Source organism: Vibrio sp. 2-2(8) (genome assembly GCF_963888495.1).
In the GTDB taxonomy this organism is placed as follows: domain Bacteria; phylum Pseudomonadota; class Gammaproteobacteria; order Enterobacterales; family Vibrionaceae; genus Vibrio; species Vibrio anguillarum.
Genome location: NZ_CAWPJM010000054.1, coordinates 70,514 through 89,118, shown reverse-complemented (window position 1 = coordinate 89,118; position 18,605 = coordinate 70,514). Strand labels below are relative to the sequence as shown.

General features: G+C 45.4%; 19 protein-coding genes and 9 tRNA genes. 23 read left to right on the top strand and 5 right to left on the bottom strand.

The genetic code is table 11. The annotated features are described in order from the left end of the window. Positions 1–5: 5 nt before the first annotated feature. From gshB to ruvX, 3 genes are all read left to right on the top strand, one after another. Positions 6–959, top strand: a complete 954-nt coding sequence (gene gshB, locus AACV12_RS16910; RefSeq protein WP_040122940.1) for a glutathione synthase — start codon at positions 6–8, stop codon at positions 957–959. Positions 960–1,005: 46 nt separating this feature from the next. After that, positions 1,006–1,569, top strand: a complete 564-nt coding sequence (locus AACV12_RS16905; protein WP_017045507.1) for a YqgE/AlgH family protein — start codon at positions 1,006–1,008, stop codon at positions 1,567–1,569. Positions 1,570–1,651: 82 nt separating this feature from the next. Next, the gene (ruvX, locus tag AACV12_RS16900; RefSeq protein WP_017045508.1) at positions 1,652–2,080 is read left to right on the top strand and encodes a Holliday junction resolvase RuvX; all 429 of its coding nucleotides are present in this window, start codon (positions 1,652–1,654) and stop codon (positions 2,078–2,080) included. Positions 2,081–2,163: 83 nt separating this feature from the next. Here ruvX and AACV12_RS16895 read toward each other — a convergent pair whose 3' ends face one another. Next, positions 2,164–3,270, bottom strand: coding sequence for a PilT/PilU family type 4a pilus ATPase (locus tag AACV12_RS16895; RefSeq protein WP_017048293.1), 1,107 nt, complete (start codon positions 3,268–3,270; stop codon positions 2,164–2,166). 10 nt (positions 3,271–3,280) lie between these two features. Continuing rightward, positions 3,281–4,318 carry a type IV pilus twitching motility protein PilT gene (locus AACV12_RS16890; RefSeq protein ID WP_013857819.1) on the bottom strand — a complete coding sequence of 346 codons (1,038 nt, stop codon included), beginning with the start codon at positions 4,316–4,318 and terminating at the stop codon, positions 3,281–3,283. A gap of 25 nt (positions 4,319–4,343) precedes the next feature. Between AACV12_RS16890 and AACV12_RS16885 the strand changes: the two genes are divergently transcribed. The 7 genes from AACV12_RS16885 (at position 4,344) to hemW (ending at position 9,086) form a co-directional block, all read left to right on the top strand. Then, a complete protein-coding gene (locus AACV12_RS16885) occupies positions 4,344–5,045 on the top strand; it encodes a YggS family pyridoxal phosphate-dependent enzyme (RefSeq protein WP_170901029.1) in 702 nt (233 codons plus the stop codon). Between the two features lie 61 nt (positions 5,046–5,106). Beyond that, on the top strand, positions 5,107–5,925 hold the full coding sequence (gene proC / locus AACV12_RS16880) for a pyrroline-5-carboxylate reductase (RefSeq protein WP_026028958.1): 819 nt from the start codon (positions 5,107–5,109) through the stop codon (positions 5,923–5,925). A gap of 70 nt (positions 5,926–5,995) precedes the next feature. Next, on the top strand, positions 5,996–6,553 hold the full coding sequence (locus AACV12_RS16875) for a YggT family protein (RefSeq protein ID WP_010320643.1): 558 nt from the start codon (positions 5,996–5,998) through the stop codon (positions 6,551–6,553). Next, on the top strand, positions 6,553–6,843 hold the full coding sequence (yggU, locus tag AACV12_RS16870) for a DUF167 family protein YggU (protein ID WP_026028229.1): 291 nt from the start codon (positions 6,553–6,555) through the stop codon (positions 6,841–6,843). Before AACV12_RS16875 ends, yggU begins: the two co-directional genes overlap by 1 nt. Positions 6,844–6,885: 42 nt before the next feature. Next, the gene (locus AACV12_RS16865) at positions 6,886–7,317 is read left to right on the top strand and encodes a DUF4426 domain-containing protein (protein ID WP_013857823.1); all 432 of its coding nucleotides are present in this window, start codon (positions 6,886–6,888) and stop codon (positions 7,315–7,317) included. Between the two features lie 12 nt (positions 7,318–7,329). Beyond that, a complete protein-coding gene (locus AACV12_RS16860; protein ID WP_017042394.1) occupies positions 7,330–7,929 on the top strand; it encodes an XTP/dITP diphosphatase in 600 nt (199 codons plus the stop codon). Beyond that, a complete protein-coding gene (hemW, locus tag AACV12_RS16855) occupies positions 7,929–9,086 on the top strand; it encodes a radical SAM family heme chaperone HemW (RefSeq protein WP_170901028.1) in 1,158 nt (385 codons plus the stop codon). Before AACV12_RS16860 ends, hemW begins: the two co-directional genes overlap by 1 nt. 83 nt (positions 9,087–9,169) lie before the next feature. On the opposite strand, the gene glsB is transcribed toward hemW, so the two are convergent. Next, entirely contained in the window at positions 9,170–10,090 is a 921-nt protein-coding gene (gene glsB / locus AACV12_RS16850; RefSeq protein WP_026028230.1) for a glutaminase B, read from the bottom strand. Between the two features lie 143 nt (positions 10,091–10,233). After that, positions 10,234–10,953 carry a tRNA (guanosine(46)-N7)-methyltransferase TrmB gene (gene trmB, locus AACV12_RS16845; protein ID WP_026027213.1) on the bottom strand — a complete coding sequence of 240 codons (720 nt, stop codon included), beginning with the start codon at positions 10,951–10,953 and terminating at the stop codon, positions 10,234–10,236. Between the two features lie 175 nt (positions 10,954–11,128). On the opposite strand from trmB, the gene mutY reads away from it, so the two are divergent. From mutY to AACV12_RS16785, 12 genes are all read left to right on the top strand, one after another. Then, positions 11,129–12,184, top strand: coding sequence for an A/G-specific adenine glycosylase (gene mutY, locus AACV12_RS16840; protein ID WP_170901027.1), 1,056 nt, complete (start codon positions 11,129–11,131; stop codon positions 12,182–12,184). A gap of 21 nt (positions 12,185–12,205) precedes the next feature. Further along, positions 12,206–12,478, top strand: coding sequence for an oxidative damage protection protein (locus AACV12_RS16835; protein WP_010320634.1), 273 nt, complete (start codon positions 12,206–12,208; stop codon positions 12,476–12,478). A gap of 78 nt (positions 12,479–12,556) precedes the next feature. Next, a complete protein-coding gene (gene mltC, locus AACV12_RS16830; protein WP_013857830.1) occupies positions 12,557–13,687 on the top strand; it encodes a membrane-bound lytic murein transglycosylase MltC in 1,131 nt (376 codons plus the stop codon). A 106-nt stretch (positions 13,688–13,793) separates the two neighbouring features. Next, positions 13,794–13,869: transfer RNA gene (locus AACV12_RS16825), tRNA-Phe, on the top strand. 55 nt (positions 13,870–13,924) lie between these two features. Next, a tRNA-Thr gene (locus AACV12_RS16820) sits at positions 13,925–14,000 on the top strand. Positions 14,001–14,006: 6 nt separating this feature from the next. Next, positions 14,007–14,082: transfer RNA gene (locus tag AACV12_RS16815), tRNA-Phe, on the top strand. Positions 14,083–14,118: 36 nt separating this feature from the next. Further along, a tRNA-Asn gene (locus AACV12_RS16810) sits at positions 14,119–14,194 on the top strand. A gap of 386 nt (positions 14,195–14,580) precedes the next feature. Beyond that, positions 14,581–14,656: transfer RNA gene (locus AACV12_RS16805), tRNA-Phe, on the top strand. Positions 14,657–14,711: 55 nt separating this feature from the next. Further along, a tRNA-Thr gene (locus AACV12_RS16800) sits at positions 14,712–14,787 on the top strand. 15 nt (positions 14,788–14,802) lie between these two features. After that, positions 14,803–14,878: transfer RNA gene (locus AACV12_RS16795), tRNA-Asn, on the top strand. Positions 14,879–14,912: 34 nt separating this feature from the next. Then, positions 14,913–14,988, top strand: a tRNA-Thr gene (locus tag AACV12_RS16790). A gap of 31 nt (positions 14,989–15,019) precedes the next feature. Further along, positions 15,020–15,095 (top strand) — tRNA-Asn (locus AACV12_RS16785). 121 nt (positions 15,096–15,216) lie between these two features. Here AACV12_RS16785 and djlA read toward each other — a convergent pair. Then, positions 15,217–16,071 (bottom strand): co-chaperone DjlA, encoded by an 855-nt coding sequence (gene djlA / locus AACV12_RS16780; protein ID WP_017043798.1) that lies wholly within the window; start codon positions 16,069–16,071, stop codon positions 15,217–15,219. A gap of 149 nt (positions 16,072–16,220) precedes the next feature. Here djlA and lptD point away from each other — a divergent pair, with 149 nt between their 5' ends. After that, positions 16,221–18,584 (top strand): LPS assembly protein LptD, encoded by a 2,364-nt coding sequence (lptD, locus tag AACV12_RS16775; RefSeq protein WP_170901026.1) that lies wholly within the window; start codon positions 16,221–16,223, stop codon positions 18,582–18,584. Positions 18,585–18,605 lie beyond the last annotated feature (21 nt).

Here is an 18,605-nt window from a genome sequence, read left to right as displayed (position 1 = left end):
AAACAATGATTAAACTTGGTATCGTCATGGACCCTATCTCGTCCATTAACATCAAAAAAGATTCCAGCTTTGCCATGTTGCTAGAAGCGCAGCGTCGTGGTTATGAAATCCACTATATGGAGATGAATGATCTACACTTAGATCAAGGTGTCGCTTTTGCCGATACCAAAGTGGTGACATTGAAAGAAGATCCGAACGGTTGGTATGAGTTTTTATCTGAGCAAACTATTCCACTGGCTGATCTCGATGCAGTGTTGATGCGTAAAGATCCGCCGTTTGACACTGAATATATCTACGCAACCTACATTCTAGAACGAGCAGAAGAAGCAGGAACATTAATCGTCAATAAGCCGCAAAGCTTACGTGACTGCAATGAGAAACTGTTTACGGCATGGTTCCCTGAACTAACGCCAACCACCATAGTGACGCGTAAAGCGGAAAAAATTAAAGCCTTCCGCGCGCAACATGGTGATGTGATTTTAAAACCGTTAGACGGTATGGGCGGGGCATCTATCTTCCGCGTTAAAGAGGGTGATCCAAACGTATCTGTCATTATCGAAACATTAACTAACCACGGCCAAAACTACTGTATGGCGCAAACTTTTGTACCTGACATCAGCAACGGTGATAAACGTATTTTAGTGGTCGATGGTGAACCAATGCCTTACTGCCTAGCGCGAATTCCGGCACAAGGTGAAACCCGTGGCAATTTGGCAGCTGGTGGCCGTGGTGAAGCGCGTCCGCTGAGCGAAACCGATAAAAAAATTGCTCAAACTATTGCTCCAACATTGAAAGAAAAAGGCTTAATCTTTGTCGGACTTGACGTTATTGGCGACAAGCTCACTGAGATCAACGTGACGAGCCCTACGTGTATTCGTGAAATAGAGGCCGCCTTTGATATCTCAATTACCGGTAAGTTGATGGACGCGATTGAGCGTCGAATCAACAAGTCATGCTGAACTGGGCAAACTCTTGCCCAGTAATTTGCGATAGGTTGGAGGCAGTATGAATCTTACAAATCATTTTTTAGTCGCCATGCCAAGTATGAGAGACCCTTACTTCAAGCACAGTGTTATTTACATCTGTGAGCACAATGAAGAAGGGGCGATGGGCTTGATGATTAATGTGCCGATTGATATCACCGTGGGCGGCATGTTAAACCAAGTCGATGTTGAGCCAAGCTACCCGAAGCTTCAACTTGATAGCCTAAAAAGGCCTGTATTGAATGGCGGCCCTGTTTCTGAAGATCGCGGTTTTATCCTACATCGACCGAAAGATCATTATGAATCCAGCATCCGTATGAGCGATGACATTGCCGTCACCACATCGAAAGATATTTTAGCGGTACTGGGCACAGATGCCGAACCAAGTCACTATCTTGTGGCTCTGGGTTATTCAGGCTGGGAGCCGGGTCAGCTTGAGTTAGAGCTGGCTGAAAATTCTTGGTTAACCATTGAGGCCGATCCAGAGGTTATCTTTAATACGCCCATTCACGATAAGTGGAATCAGGCGATTAAAAAACTCGGCATTGACCCCATCCAACTCTCAGCGCAAGCTGGGCATGCTTAACTTTTACGGCTCTAACCTTTACGGCTCTAACTAGGTAACGCGCCTTTTTAGAGCCTTCGTTGCACCATTCAAGATACTGATTATGACATCCAGAACCATTATGGCTTTTGACTTTGGCACCAAAAGCATCGGCAGTGCGATTGGCCAAGAAGTTACAGGCACCGCATCGCCACTTAAAGCCTTTAAAGCCAATGACGGAATTCCACATTGGGAAGAGATCGAAAAGCAGATCAAAGAGTGGCAACCCCATTTATTGGTGGTAGGGCTACCAACAGATTTGCACGGCAAAGCATTAGAAACCATTACCCCACGAGCCAAAAAATTTGCGCAGCGTTTACACGGGCGCTTTGGCTTAGCCGTCGAGATGCATGACGAACGGCTTTCAACCCGGGAAGCCCGCGCCGACTTATTTGCCATGGGCGGCTATAAAGCGCTGAGCAAAGGCAATGTCGATTGCCAATCAGCCGTAGTGATCTTAGAGAGCTGGTTTGAAGCGCAATGGGGCGCGTAACTTAACCTCGCGTAACTTAACTTTAATACAGCGGTGCAGCACAATCCCGAATCGAGTTCGGGATTGTTCGTCTTAAACTGCGACTATTCCATATCAATCTGCACGTTATCCAATGTGCCACTGCTGATCCCTTCGCCACGCTTTGTTTTTAACATTAAACGTAAATCGTTAGCCGAGTCAGCGCTGTGCAGTGCATCTTGTTCACTGATTTTGTCCTCAACGACCAGTTGATACAGTGCTTGGTCAAAAGTCTGCATCCCCACTTCTTTTGATTTGCCCATCGTCGCTTTCAATTCGTGCAGATCACCGCGGCGGATCAAATCGGAAATTCGAGGACTGTTGAGTAAAATCTCAAACACACCATGTCGTCCCTTGCCATTTTTATCGCGGATCAACTGCTGCCCCACGACGCCTTTGAGGTTCATCGACAGATCAAACAAAAACTGCTCTTTTTGCTCTTTAGGAACCAAATGCAAAATTCGCTCAAGCGCTTGGTTGGCATTGTTAGCATGTAACGTTGCCATACATAAATGACCTGTCTCGGCAAAGGTCATCGCATATTCCATCGTTTCACGTGAACGGATCTCACCAATTAAAATCATATCAGGGGCTTGGCGCAGAGAGTTTTTCAGAGCCACTTCGTAACTCTCGGTATCCAACCCTACTTCTCGCTGGGTCACAATGCAACGCTGATGCTCATGCACAAACTCAATCGGGTCTTCCACCGTTAAAATATGCCCTGTTCGGTGCGAGTTACGATAACCCGTCATGGCCGCCATGGTGGTCGATTTGCCCGACCCCGTCGCGCCTACCACCAGCACCAGCCCACGCTTTGCAATCGAGAGATCTTGCAACACACCCGGTAACTTTAATTCTTCAAAAGTGGGGATATGAGTTTCAATACGGCGGATCACCGCACCGGGCAGCTCACGCTGAAAAAAAGCACTGACACGAAAACGGCCAATCTCTCTCACCACTGCAAAATTGGCTTCACGTGTGCGTTGAAATTCACGGCGGCGATCCTCATCCATCATGGCATCTAACAACGCCATCACCTGCGTTTGGGATAACTTTTCGCCATGAGCTCTTAACTCTCCATCGACGCGAAATAACACTGGCGCTCCTACGGTGAGGTACAAGTCGGAAGCTTTTTGAGTCAACATACCCTCAAGACATTGGTTCAGTTCCATGAGCTCTCTCTTAAAATGGTGATGAATTGACTTCCAGTTTTTTCTGCACTTCTTCTTGATCGACAATACCTTGCGCAATCAACTGTTTAGAATTCTGTTCCATGGTTTGCATGCCATGCGCCGCACCCGTTTGGATGATGGAGTACATCTGCGCAACCTTATCCTCGCGGATCAAGTTACGAATCGCTGGAGTGGCAAGCATAATTTCATGACATGCGACGCGGCCCCCACCTAAACGTTTTAGCAACTTTTGCGCAATCACGGCTCGCAATGATTCAGAGAGCATTGAACGAACCATCTCTTTATCACTACCGGGAAACACATCAATGATCCGGTCGATAGTTTTCGCCGCAGAGCTGGTATGTAACGTGCCAAACACTAAATGCCCGGTTTCAGCCGCGGTTAACGCTAAGCTGATGGTTTCTTGATCGCGCAGCTCACCGACCAAGATTACATCCGGATCTTCGCGCAGCGCCGAGCGTAGCGCTGCTTTAAAACTGTGGGTATCTCGGTGCACTTCACGTTGGTTAACCAAACATTTATTGTTGCTATGCACAAACTCAATTGGGTCTTCAATGGTTAAAATGTGTTTGTTGTGATGAGAATTAATGTAATCAACCATTGCTGCCAGTGTGGTCGACTTACCCGACCCTGTTGGCCCAGTCACCAGCACCAATCCTTTCTCATAATTGGCGATTTTATTAAAAATGTCAGGCGCTTGTAGTTCTTCCAAGGTTGGGATCACCGTTGGAATCGTCCGGAAAACCGCAGAGCAGCCACGAGATTGATGGAAAGCATTGACACGAAAACGCCCTACATTAGGCAGCTCAAATGAGAAATCCACTTCCAGTTTCTCTTCAAATTCACTACGCTGAGCGTCGTTCATGATCTCAAAAATCAAACGATGCACGTCAGCATGAGTAAAAGCAGGCACTCCGAGCTTTCTTACTTCACCATCTATCCGTACCATAGGTGGAACACCTGCAGATAGGTGTAGATCCGAAGCGTTGTGCTTTACACTAAAATCCAGTAGCTCAGCGATATCCATTTAATTTCCTTAGTAAAGTCAGGCTATGAGTAGTATTCAACAAAACATTGAACAGATCACTTCACAAATTGAAAGTGCACAACAAAAGTGTGGACGCGCTCGAGAGAGAGTGCAACTTTTAGCGGTCAGTAAGACCAAACCTGTCGAGGCGATTCTAGAAGCGGCGCGCGCTGGGCAACGTTTATTTGGTGAAAACTATGTGCAAGAGGGCGCGGATAAAGTTCAATACTTCAATACCTTGCACCCCGAACTGGATTTAGAATGGCACTTTATCGGCCCAATTCAGTCCAATAAATCGCGCATTGTGGCCGAGAACTTTGCTTGGGTGCATACGGTGGATCGAAGTAAAATTGCCCAGCGTTTAAATGATCAACGCCCAGCAGGCATGCCACCACTACAGGTCTTGATTCAAGTCAACACCAGCGGCGAAAGCTCGAAATCGGGCATTGATGAACACGAAATAGTTGAGTTGGCAGAGTTGATATCCGCGCTACCCAACCTCACGTTAAGAGGACTGATGTCTATTCCTGAGAATGTCCCCGATTACGCTGCGCAACTTGCCGCATTTCAAAAACTGGCGAGCTTACAAGCGCAATTGTCTGAACGTTTTTCAGGGTTAGATACGCTCTCAATGGGCATGAGTGGCGACATGCAAGCGGCGATTGAAGCTGGTAGCACTATGGTGAGGATCGGCACCGCTATTTTTGGTGCGCGTGATTACGCTTAGCACTGGCTTATCTATCAACCACATAATAATCAATCAGCGACAAGCAATTAGAGGTCAGCAGATGCAGCAGAGAAACATCACTTTTATCGGTGCAGGCAATATGGCCAAAGCAATTATTGCAGGCTTAGTCGCCAGCGGTTATCCAGCTGATAGAATTACCGCGACCGCACCGTCAGAAACAAGACGCAAACCACTGGAAAGTGCTTATGGCATTCACACCACCAGCGATAATCTTGCCGCAGCGCAGCAAGCCGATGTGGTGGTACTGGCGGTCAAACCGCAGTTGATGGCCAGTGTCTGTCAACCTTTGCAATCCATTGATTTTAGAAATAAGTTGGTGATCTCCATTGCAGCAGGTGTTTCTGCGGCGCGCCTTAATGAGATGCTGGCAACCGAACTACAACTAGTACGCGCCATGCCCAATACACCTTCGCTGATCAATCGAGGCATGAGCGGTCTATTTGCCGCTCCAAGCGTATCAGAGCAAGACAAACGCTTTACCGCACAATTGCTACAAGCCGTTGGTGAAGTGTGCTGGGTTGAAAACGAGTCCGCCATTAATGGCATCATCGCCGCTGCAGGCAGTGCGCCTGCCTACTTCTTTTTGTTTATGGAAGCGATGCAAAATGAAGCCATCGCTCAAGGCTTTGATAAAGAAACGGCCCGTTTGTTAGTACAACAAGCGGCGTTAGGCGCAGCCGAAATGGTGGTGGCAAACCCTGAGATTGAACTCTCGACATTGCGTGAACAAGTGACCTCCAAAGGCGGCACCACCGCCGAGGCGATTCGCACCTTTAACGAGCATCAACTTGCCAATATCGTTGCACAAGCGATGCAAGCGGCCGTAACTCGTGCACAAGAAATGGAAAAACTGTTTTAATCCTAGTGGCGTTTCACTAAGCTATAGCGCAAAAGCGCAAACGACACTCTACTCATATTAAGGGCTAGCTATGAATTCAATGAGTTTTTTGATCTCCACCCTGTTTGATCTGTACATCATGGTCGTAATTTTACGCATCTGGTTACAAGCAGCGCGTGCCGATTTCTATAACCCATTCTCCCAGTTTATCGTCAAAGCAACGCAACCTGTGGTTGGCCCACTGCGCCGAGCGATTCCATCCATTGGTAGCCTAGATTTGGCCACGGTTCTCTTTGCGTACGTGCTGTGCGTATTGAAATTTATTGCCTTAATGCTGGTGGCATCAGGTGGTGCAGTTAGTTTTAGCGTCTACTTTTTATTCTTAGGCTTACTCTCGTTAGTCAAAGCCGCTGGCGGTTTACTGTTCTGGGTGCTGTTGATCCGCGCCATTCTCAGTTGGGTTAGCCAAGGCCGCAGCCCGATTGAATATGTATTTCATCAATTAACCGAGCCGATGCTTGCGCCGATCCGCCGTATCCTACCAGCGATGGGTGGTTTTGATTTAAGTGTATTGGTGCTGTTTATTGTGCTGCAGTTTGCGAACTTCCTAATGGGCGATTTTATTGGCCCAGTATGGTATCAGTTGTAATGTCATCTGCTGTTTGGCAAGAGGGAGAGGATCTAATCCTCAAGCTCTACATCCAACCCAAAGCAAGCCGCGATAGTATCGTCGGCTTGCATGGTGAGGAACTCAAAATTGCCATCACCGCACCGCCTGTTGATGGCAAAGCCAACGCGCATTTAACCAAATTCTTGGCTAAACAATTTAAAGTCGCCAAAGGTTTAATCGAGATAGAAAAAGGGGAATTGGGACGCCATAAACAAGTCCGAATTCATTCACCTCAAGTGATACCACAGCCGATTGAAGCCATCTTGTGATGGCTTTTTATTTAGCCCACTCTGTTTTGTAAGGAGCACCACATGCGTAAATGGATGATAGCGTTTGTTATAGCCTTTATTTCGCTACCCACACTCGCCGAGCAGTTTCAAACCATCAAGAATGTTGAAGTTCACTACTCAGCTTTCAACTCAACATTTTTAACGCCACAAGTAGCGCGCAGTTATCAGTTAAAACGTAATGGTTACTCGGCTATTTTAAACATCAGCGTATTAGATAACTCGGCCTTAGGTAAACCAGCTATGGAAGCGACACTCAAAGGCAATGCGAAAAACCTAATCGGTCAGGTACGTGAACTTGAATTTAAACAATTTAAAGAGGGCAACGCGATTTATTACCTCGCTGAATTCCCCATTACCAATGAAGAGAATTTGAGTTTTGACATTGAGGTTGATGCGGGCTTAAAAGGCACCGGTAAGCTTAAATTCACCCAAAAATTCTACGTCGAAGAATAGAGAAATAGTGCAATGAAAAAAATAGTATTAGCCACAGGAAACCAAGGCAAAGTGCGCGAAATGGCTGATCTGCTGGTTGATTTCGGTTTTGATGTGGTGGCGCAAACAGAATTAAACGTCCCAGAAGCCGAAGAGACTGGCACCACCTTTATTGAAAATGCGATCATCAAAGCACGACATGCTGCCAAAATCACTGGCTTACCTGCGATTGCCGATGACTCCGGCTTAGAAGTGGATTATCTGCAAGGTGCTCCGGGAATTTACTCGGCGCGCTACGCTGGTGAAAATGCCAGTGACCAACAAAACCTAGAAAAATTATTAGCGGCAATGGAAGGCGTACCAGACGAACAACGCACCGCTCGTTTTCATTGCGTGCTGGTTTTCATGCGTCACGAAAATGACCCAACACCATTGGTCTGCCATGGTACGTGGCAAGGTCGCATCTTGCACCAAGCTCACGGCAGTAACGGTTTTGGTTATGATCCGATCTTCTTTGTCCCTGAAGATAACTGCGCTTCAGCTGAACTGCTACCTGCACGTAAAAAGCAGCTTTCACATCGTGGCAAAGCGCTAAAAATGCTATTTAAAACCTTAAGCGAGCAAAATTCATAATGTTGCAACCACCCGCGCTGAGTTTGTACGTGCACATCCCGTGGTGTGTACAAAAATGCCCCTATTGTGATTTTAACTCTCACGCGCTAAAGCACGATATTCCTGAACGTGAATACATTGATGCGCTATTGGAGGATCTCGATACCGATATCGCCAAATACCGCCTTGCAGACCATCCTCGCCCATTGCATTCCATTTTTATTGGCGGTGGTACACCGAGTCTTTTTTCTGCTGAAGGTATTGCTCGCCTGCTGCAAGGCATTGAAGCGCGTATTGCGTTTAAGCCTGAGATTGAAATCACCATGGAAGCTAACCCGGGCACGGTAGAAGCTGACCGTTTTGTTGGATATCGACAAGCAGGGGTGACGCGCATCTCGATTGGTGTACAAAGTTTTGAGCCACAAAAACTGGCACGTTTAGGGCGAATTCATGGTCAGCAAGAAGCGGTTAATGCCGCTCAATTAGCTCATCAAATTGGCTTAAACAGCTTCAACTTAGATTTGATGCATGGCTTACCCGATCAAAACTGTGAACAAGCGCTGGCCGATTTAGACAAAGCGATTGCACTAAACCCGCCTCATCTTTCTTGGTATCAACTGACCATTGAACCTAATACGGTTTTCTACTTTAAACCGCCTACTTTGCCAGATGATGACGCACTGTGGGATATTTTCGAGTTGGGTCACCAAAAATTGGCCGCCGCTGGGTACGTGCAGTATGAAATTTCTGGCTATAGCAAACCCGGCTATCAATGCCAACACAACTTAAATTACTGGCGCTTTGGTGATTATCTGGGGATTGGTTGTGGCGCGCATGGCAAGCTCAGCTTTAACGATGGGCGTATTGTACGCACCACTAAGGTGAAGCATCCGCGTGGCTATCTCAATTTACTCAAACCTTACTTGGATGACGAATTTGAAGTCGCCGCTGCGGATCGCCCTTTTGAATTCTTCATGAACCGCTTTCGCTTGATGGAACCTTGTCCGAAACAAGACTTTGTTGAAACAACTGGATTAAGTTTAAGCGTGATTCAGTCAACGATAGATTGGGCACTAGCCGAACACTATTTAACGCAAACCGAAAGTCACTGGCAAATCACAGAAAAAGGAAAACTGTTTCTTAATGACTTGCTCGAAGCCTTTATGGCTGACGACTAAAAAGATAACCCCAACAGAGATTGGCTAACCTAATCGGTAGCCAATCTTTTGCCAAAAACACGGGCTGTCAGAAAATATTGAACTTAAAAGATAGAGCGACCAATACGCTCAGCCAAGAGTTCTAACATCTTAGTGCCCGCTAAAGAATTACCTGACGCATCAAGCTCTGGCGACCAAACCGCAATCGTCATCTCCCCAGGAACAACAGCAATAATACCGCCACCTACGCCCGATTTACCCGGCATGCCAACACGATAAGCGAACTCTCCTGCGCCATCATACAAACCGCAAGTAGCCAATAAGGCATTGATCTGCTTACTTTGTGTCGGCGTTACTATCGCTTCCTTGGTATGCACGGACACCCCTTTATTCGCCAGATAACTGAAGGTTTTCGCTAATTGAACACAGCTCATTTTAAGTGAACAAGCGTGAAAATAGTTGTGCAGGACCGGGATAACGTCATTATCGAAATTACCAAACGATCGCATCAAATAGGCGATGGCAGCATTGCGATCGCTGTGCATCATTTCTGAAGCCGCTACCACTTTGTCGTATACGATGCCCTCTTCACCAGACAACTGACGTACAAACTCCAGTAAGCGCTGCCGAGGGGCTGATAAACGGCTATGCAGCATATCCGCCACCACAATAGCTCCAGCATTGATAAAAGGGTTACGCGGAATGCCCTGCTCCATTTCAAGCTGGATCATCGAATTAAACGCTTGGCCTGAAGGCTCTTTTCCGACACGAAGCCATAGCTCTTCTGGTTTATAAAGCATCATAGCAAGCGTTAAGCTCAAAGCTTTAGAGATGGATTGAATTGAAAATCCTTCCGTGGCATCTCCAGCCGAAATCACTTCACCTTGATTGGTGTAAACCGCGATCGCCAGCTTGTTATTCGGTACTTTGGCTAAAGCAGGAATGTAATCGGCGACTTTTCCTTTGCCGATCAGTGGGCGAACCTCACACAAAATATCAGCAAGTAGATTGGGTGTTAGCTTCATGGGTGACTTTACCTCGGGTGAGAAATGTTTTTCTCTATTTTTATAATGATTTTCGTAGGGCGCTAAGGCCGAAAAAGCCAACATTACAACAATGTTGGCTTTTCTTTAATCGCTAATTTTGTTGCAGCAACAAAAGTGAGTCGTTACGCGGTGCGTTTATATTTTATATCCCACACACCATGACCTAAACGGTGACCACGCGCTTCAAATTTAGTCAAAGGACGCTCTTCTGGACGAGGAATATAGTCACCTTCTGCGGCAATATTGGCAAAGCCCGGCGCTTGATTCATCACTTCAATCATATGCTCAGCGTAGTTTTCCCAGTCCGTCGCCATATGAAAGATACCCTCTTCCATTTTTAGTTTTTGACGCACCATTTCCGCAAATTCTAACTGCACAATACGGCGCTTGTGGTGACGTTTTTTGTGCCAAGGATCAGGGAAGAACAGTTGCAGTGTATGCAGGCTACCATCAGGGATCATGTGTTCAAACACTTCCACTGCATCATGGCACATCACGCGTAAATTAGTCACGCCAGCATCACGAGCAGCCGACAAACAGGCACCAACACCTGGGCTATGCACTTCAATACCAAAGAAGTTTTTTTGCGGTGCGTTTTTAGCCATTTCAACTAATGAAGCGCCCATACCAAAACCGATTTCTAAAACCACCGGGTTATCGTTACCAAAAACCGCCGCCCAATCGAGCAATTGTGGCTGGAAATCAATACCCATTGTTGGCCAACATTCATTCATTGCCGCTTCTTGGCCTTTGGTTAATCGACCCTCACGACGAACGAAACTACGGATTCGACGCAGTATTTTGCCTTCTTCGGTATATTCGTTGGTGGTTACTTCACTCATTGATCTTGCCTGCACATTGATTAATCAAAGCGGGGATTATCCAAAGAATTATTCTCGGTGCAAGTGTTATCGAAATAAACTTGTTGGATAAATCCACACAATTTGTCCGTTTTACAACGTCACATTTATGTGGTGCAATTTTGCTCCACTAAAACTATAAACCAAAGAGCCTGTCGTGACACCTTTCGCTAACGCCATTTTAAAATGGTATGACGCCTATGGGCGCAAACATTTGCCGTGGCAACAAAACAAAACGGCCTACAGCGTTTGGCTGTCGGAAATTATGCTCCAACAAACTCAAGTCGCAACGGTGATCCCTTATTTCGAACGCTTCATGCAACGTTTTCCAACCGTGATTGATTTGGCCAATGCAGAACAAGACGAGGTACTGCACCTATGGACCGGCCTTGGTTATTACGCACGTGCGCGCAATCTACACAAAGCAGCCAAAATAGTGGCCAGCGAATATGGCGGTGAGTTTCCCCTTGATATCGAACAGATGAATGCTCTACCGGGTATTGGCCGCTCAACCGCTGCGGCGGTGCTTTCTTCGGTTTATAAGCAGCCGCACGCCATTTTAGATGGTAACGTAAAGCGTACTTTAGCCCGCTGTTTTGCTGTCGAAGGCTGGCCGGGGCAAAAAAAGGTTGAAACTCAGTTGTGGCAACATGCCGAACAAAATACGCCAGCGCAAGATGTTGATAAATATAACCAAGCCATGATGGATATGGGGGCGATGGTCTGCACACGCAGCAAACCGAAATGTACGCTCTGCCCAGTTGAATCTTTTTGCATCGCCAATAAACAAAATAACCCACTCGATTATCCGGGCAAAAAACCAAAAACAGACAAACCAACCAAACAAACTTGGTTTGTGATGCTGCACCATAACCATCAAGTATGGTTAGAACAGCGCCCTCAAAGTGGAATTTGGGGTGGATTATTTTGCTTCCCTGAAAACCCCGATAGTGCCATCGAAGATCAACTTGATCACAGAGCCATCAAAGAGAGCGCTATCCGCTCTATTCGCCCACTCATCGCTTTTCGCCACACGTTTAGCCATTATCATTTAGAGATCACACCGATCTTGGTGGAGTTATCTCAACAACCGAACATCATCATGGAAGCAAGCAAAGGTCTTTGGTATAACTTAGCCCAACCGGAACAAATCGGCTTAGCCGCTCCTGTAAAACAGTTGCTAGAAAGCCTTCCATTTGAAATTAACCCTTAAAACACCGAAGAGGAAGTGACCATGAGCCGCACTGTATTTTGTGCTCGACTAAATAAAGAAGCCGACGGTTTGGATTTTCAACTGTACCCAGGTGAATTGGGTAAACGTATTTTTGACAACATCTCAAAAGAGGCTTGGGCACAATGGCAGCATAAGCAAACCATGCTGATCAACGAGAAAAAACTCAATATGATGGACCCTGAACATCGTAAATTGCTGGAAACCGAAATGACCAACTTCCTATTTGAAGGAAAAGAGGTCCATATCGAAGGCTACACGCCACCAAGCAAATAAGAGATACCTTATTTATTTCGAGGATAATCAATGACATCATGGTAAACGCTCTGATGTCATTTTTGTATTGGGAAGATAATGAGAAAGCTGACTTACTTTTTTATTGCAATGCTACTGGCCGGTTGTAGCCGAGAATTAGTTGAACGCATATACAGCGTCGACTATGAGCCGACCAACCGTTTTGCCAAAAACTTAGCGCAATTACCCGGGCAATTTGTCAAAGATACCGCCGCCTTAGATGCACTGATCAGCAGTTTTTCTGGCAACATTGAGAAACGCTGGGGCAGTAAAGAGATCAAAGTCGCCGGTAAAAGCAACTATGTAAAATACATCGATAATTACCTGAGTCGTTCCGAAGTCAATTTCTCCACGGGAACCATTATTATCGAAACAGTTTCCCCAACTGACCCCAAAAAACATCTGCGCAATGCCATTATTACCACCTTGCTCACGCCTGATGATCCCGCACACGTTGACCTTTTCTCTTCACAAAATATCGAATTGAATGGTCAGCCATTTTTGTACAACCAAGTGCTTGATCAAGATAAACAACCGATCCAGTGGGGTTGGCGCGCGAATCGATTTGCTGATTATCTTATTGAAAATAAATTAAAAGTTAAGAACGTTGATTTCAAAAAAGCCTACTATGTGGAAATTCCTATGGTAGCGGATCATGCCTCTAAACGAGGTTATAAATACGCCGACATCGTGCACCGAGCCTCGAAAAAATATAACATTCCCGAAGATCTGATCTACGCGATCATAAAAACTGAAAGTAGCTTTAACCCCTACGCCGTCAGTTGGGCCAATGCGTATGGCCTGATGCAAGTGGTTCCTAAAACCGCAGGTCGAGATGTCTTTAAACTGGTCAAAAATAAATCTGGTGAGCCCAGTCCTGAATATCTGTTTGATCCCGAAAAAAATATTGATACGGGAACGGCCTATTTTTATATTCTGAAAAACCGCTACCTCAAAGAGGTCAGCCATCCAACGTCACTCGAATACAGTATGATTTCGGCCTACAACGGCGGCACAGGAGGAGTACTCAATACCTTTAGCAAAGATAGGAAACGAGCGATGAGGGACTTAAATTCACTGCAACCCAATCAAGTCTATTGGGCGCTGACCCAAAAACACCCTAATGCTGAATCGAGAAGGTACTTAGAAAAAGTAACAAAATTCAAAAAGGAATTTAACGCAGGTGGATAAAAAAGCGCAGCTTTGTCTAAATTCGCAGCAAACAAACCGTTTTTTCAAAATATTTCCAAAAAGCAGTTGACGATTGAAGGGAAAATCCGTTTAATAGCGCTCCGTTGCCCGGATAGCTCAGTCGGTAGAGCAGAGGATTGAAAATCCTCGTGTCGGTGGTTCGATTCCGCCTCCGGGCACCACAAATTAAATTGTTGGTGCTTTTGTTAAAGTAGCAGCAAGCAATAAATAAAGTGCGCCGACTTAGCTCAGTAGGTAGAGCAACTGACTTGTAATCAGTAGGTCACCAGTTCGATTCCGGTAGTCGGCACCATTTATTGCCTCGATAGCTCAGTCGGTAGAGCAGAGGATTGAAAATCCTCGTGTCGGTGGTTCGATTCCGCCTCGAGGCACCATTATTTGGTGCGAAGTCTTAGACTTACACAGATAATTCCCCCTTAGTTCAGTCGGTAGAACGGCGGACTGTTAATCCGTATGTCGCAAGTTCAAGTCTTGCAGGGGGAGCCAACTTTAAAGCCAAGTCTAACGACTTGGCTTTTTTATTACCTGTCATATTTATCCAATCCCCTCTACCTCTACAGCGATTACCTCTACAACGATTGAATTATGGGTCAGTCCATTTTCCGTCAAAAACTAAAACCAGTCTGGTGAGTTTGCTCCTTTAGTGTAACCAAGCGGATAAACGTGTGTTTTTCAACGCGCTTTTATTCGCTATTTGCTCCATTCAAAGCTCCTATTTTCTTTTCAACGCCTCTTTCCCTATCTAATCTGACACTAATTTTTAACGAAAATGGGCAAAAACGAGTCACTAAGTATAGAAAAACAACAAACGACATTTTTTTTGCATTTTACTGTTGACGTTAAATGCGAAAAACCTTTTAATACACCCCGTCGCCCGGATAGCTCAGTCGGTAGAGCAGAGGATTGAAAATCCTCGTGTCGGTGGTTCGATTCCGCCTCCGGGCACCACAATTTCTAAATTGTTGGTGCCTAGCACAGACAATAAATTTAAAGATAAAAATGTGCCGACTTAGCTCAGTAGGTAGAGCAACTGACTTGTAATCAGTAGGTCACCAGTTCGACTCCGGTAGTCGGCACCATTCTTTAAAACCTGTTCCCCCTTAGTTCAGTCGGTAGAACGGCGGACTGTTAATCCGTATGTCGCAAGTTCAAGTCTTGCAGGGGGAGCCACTTTTCATCAATGAGCACTGCTTATTGATTCGGCGCCGACTTAGCTCAGTAGGTAGAGCAACTGACTTGTAATCAGTAGGTCACCAGTTCGATTCCGGTAGTCGGCACCATTTATCTGCATAAGATAAGCAAACATTCTGTTCCCCCTTAGTTCAGTCGGTAGAACGGCGGACTGTTAATCCGTATGTCGCAAGTTCAAGTCTTGCAGGGGGAGCCACTTTCTAAAGCCAAGTTTTCAAACTTGGCTTTTTTTGTGTCTTGCGTATGCTCATAATAAAAAGAGCCAGTTTGCACCAGCTCAATCGATTGGAACGTTCGCGGTAATTCACGATAGCCGGTTACTTAAAACCCTTCTCTTTCTTAATCAAATCGTACGCATTTTGGATCTCTTGCGATTTTTCTTTCGCAACGTTCATCATCTCTGGTGGTAAGCCTTTGGCCATCAATTTATCTGGGTGATGCTCATTCATCAATTTGCGATAGGCACGTTTAATCTCTTTAGCATCCGCATCTTTACTCACGCCTAACACATCGTAAGCATCAGTGAGGCGTTCAGCTTGCGCGGCTTGTTGCCACTGCCCAGATTGCTGGTAGCCTTGTTGTTGGCCACCAAAATTTCCGCCTTGTTGAAAACGAAAGGCCGCTTCTTGCATACGCAAGCGTCTTTCCAGTTGATCGGATGAGAAACCCAAACTACGAGCGATTTTGTGCAGTACATTGCGCTCGCTAGGGTGAACATCCCCATCGGCAAACGCGGCTGATATTTGCAATTCGAGGAAAAATTGCAACAAGTCAAAGCGTCCACCCGTCGAAAGGCGCACACGCTCCAACACTTCCTCTAAAGGAAAGCCACTCTCTTTCCCCTCACGAAACGCATCTTGAGCCGCTTTACGTTGCTCACCATGTAAGTTCATACGCTCCATCATGATGGTAGCTAGCTGGATCTCTTCTTTGGTGACTTGCCCTTTCGCTTTAGCAACATGGCCCATGACCGCGAAAGCGGCTTTAAAAAATTCGTCTTGTCGCTCAGTTTGGCTTGGCCCAGAACCAAATGAGCTAGTTTTAAACCCCGCTTGATTCAAACGACGAGCTTTATCAAATTGATGCCCGAGAAACAAACCAAAAAATGCGCCAAACGGTCCTCCAAATAAGAAGCCAAAAAAAGCGCCAAGAATTTTGCCAAAAATATGCATTATGTGCTCTCAATCTATGAATTTTTCAGGAGTAAAGCGGTCTGATAGTGCCGGGAGCTTCAATTTCCTTTATGATAAGAAACGTTTTATTTTACATTCGGCCATCCATCTTCCGAATCAATCAAGTTCAAACAGGATAGTACAACTCGATGTCATGTTTTTCCCGCACCTTGTTAGCCGCTTCAATTAGCGCAGCTCTTTTTGTGCCACAGACTCAAGCAGAAGCTATGTTAGACAATAGTGTGCAGGAAATGCCCGCTATAGATCAATGTTTGATCAACGAACCTGAAGCAGAAAACTCAAGTCAGCAACCGATTAATGTCGAGGCTGATACGCTAGAAGCCGTGAACGGTGAACGCGCAAACTACTCAGGCAATGTGGTCGTTGTTCAAGGTAAAAAACGCATTCTAGCGGATACCGTTACCCTGCATCAGAAAGATAATATTGTGGTTGCGCAAGGTAATGTCAACTTCAGTGACGGTGAAGTAAGGACCATTTCTGACAAAGCCACCAACAATCTTAATACGGATTTAATGACATTAGAGAACACAAAATATCAATTTTTGTGTGAACCCGGCCGTGGTGAAGCTGTGTATATTTCCAAAACGGGTAAGGCCGTTTATGAGATAGAAGATGGTTCGATTACCTCTTGCCCTGAAGGCAATAATGCATGGCGATTGAAAGCATCCAGCATTGATATTGACCAAAATGAAGAGCAAGCCACTTTTTATAATCCGCGCTTCGAGATTCAAAATATTCCGATTTTTTATCTGCCATTTCTTACGGTGCCGATTGGCGACACACGTAAAACGGGATTTTTATACCCTACCGTTTCTTACGGTTCTAGCGATGGTTTTGAAGCCCAAGTACCTATTTATTGGAACTTAGCGCCAAACTATGACCTAGAAACGACCTTTAAATATATGCAAGAACGCGGTACGCAATTAAACAGTGAATTCCGTTATCTGAATGATTTTGGTACAGGTAACATTAAATCTGAATATTTACCTGATGATCAAAAACATCCGGAAAAGGGCAGCCGCTGGGGCTTCCAATACCAACACAGTGGTATTTTCAACCAAGCTTGGAAGTTTGAAATTGACTACTCTCAAGTCAGTGACATTAGCTACTTTAGTGATTTAGACTCAGGTATCGGTAACCGAGAAGATGGTCAGCTTATCCAAGAAGGTAAAGCCACCTACCGGACCCACAATTGGGATTCATCGATACTGGTTCGAGATTTTCAACTGCTTACCACTGAAGATAAAACCAGCCCCAACCAACCCTATCGCCTGATGCCACAGATTGCGTTTAATTACTATGCGCCCGAATTATTACCGTATTTGAACTTTGATATCATCAGCCATCTGTCACGTTTTGAGACTGATGCCAGAGAAAAACCCGCAGCCACTCGAGCGCACATTGAACCGGGCTTTACTATTCCTCTCAGTAACACCTGGGGCACTTGGACAACCGAAGCTCGAGTGCTTGGTACTTATTACCAACAAGATCTCAGCGGTGTTGGCCTCAATTCAGATAACTATAAAGACCTAAAAGAGAGCGTTTCACGCATCATCCCGGAATTTAGAACTCATGCGGGATTAGTACTGGAAAGAGATACGGTTCTGTTTGATGACTATACGCAGACACTTGAACCGCAAATTCAATACTTGTATGTACCGAGAGAAGATCAGCGCAATATCGGGTTGTACGATACAACGCTACTGCAAACCGATTATTATGGTTTATTCCGCAGCCGTAAGTATAGCGGAGTCGATTATATTGCCCCGGCAAATCAGATCAGCTACGGTGCCTCTTCACGGTTTTTCGACGATCAGTATAAAGAACGTTTAAACATCTCTTTTGGTCAGATTTTTTACCTCAAAAAAAATCTCAAGAACTCCTCACCCAATGAGACAGAGAATTTAGACACTAACTCCAACTACTCGGCTTGGGCCGTCGAAATGGATTTCAACTATGATGATTTACTCTTCTACCATGGCGGGGTTCAGTACGACATAGACAGCAGTACGATGCAGCTCGCCAACAGTACCCTAGAGTATCGGGTTGGCTCTGGCTATATTCAAACCAACTACCGCTATGTAACTTACGATTACATTAAAAACACCGTGGACTTCAATACTAGTGGAATAACCAAAGAGGGTATTTCACAAGCCGGTTTACTGGCTGGGTATCAGATTTCCCAAAAATGGAATGCTAGCGGACAGTACTTCTACGATTTAACCACAGAAAAGAACTTAGAGTGGTTGGCTAACCTAAGCTACACCTCAGATTGTTGGTATATTGGTTTTACTTATAGTAATCAACTGCGGAAATGGGATGGTGATTTTGTTACCGACCCTAATGCTACGCCACTCTACGAAAATAACTTTAGTTTGAACTTTGGTATTGTCGGTTTTGGCACCACGATTGGTGCAGGTTCCGGAATGACGGGCGTAGACAGCGCTGGAAATTCATTAAGTTATGGTCGTCCATTTTTCCTAAACAACTAATTTATTCGGCCTTTGCTTAAG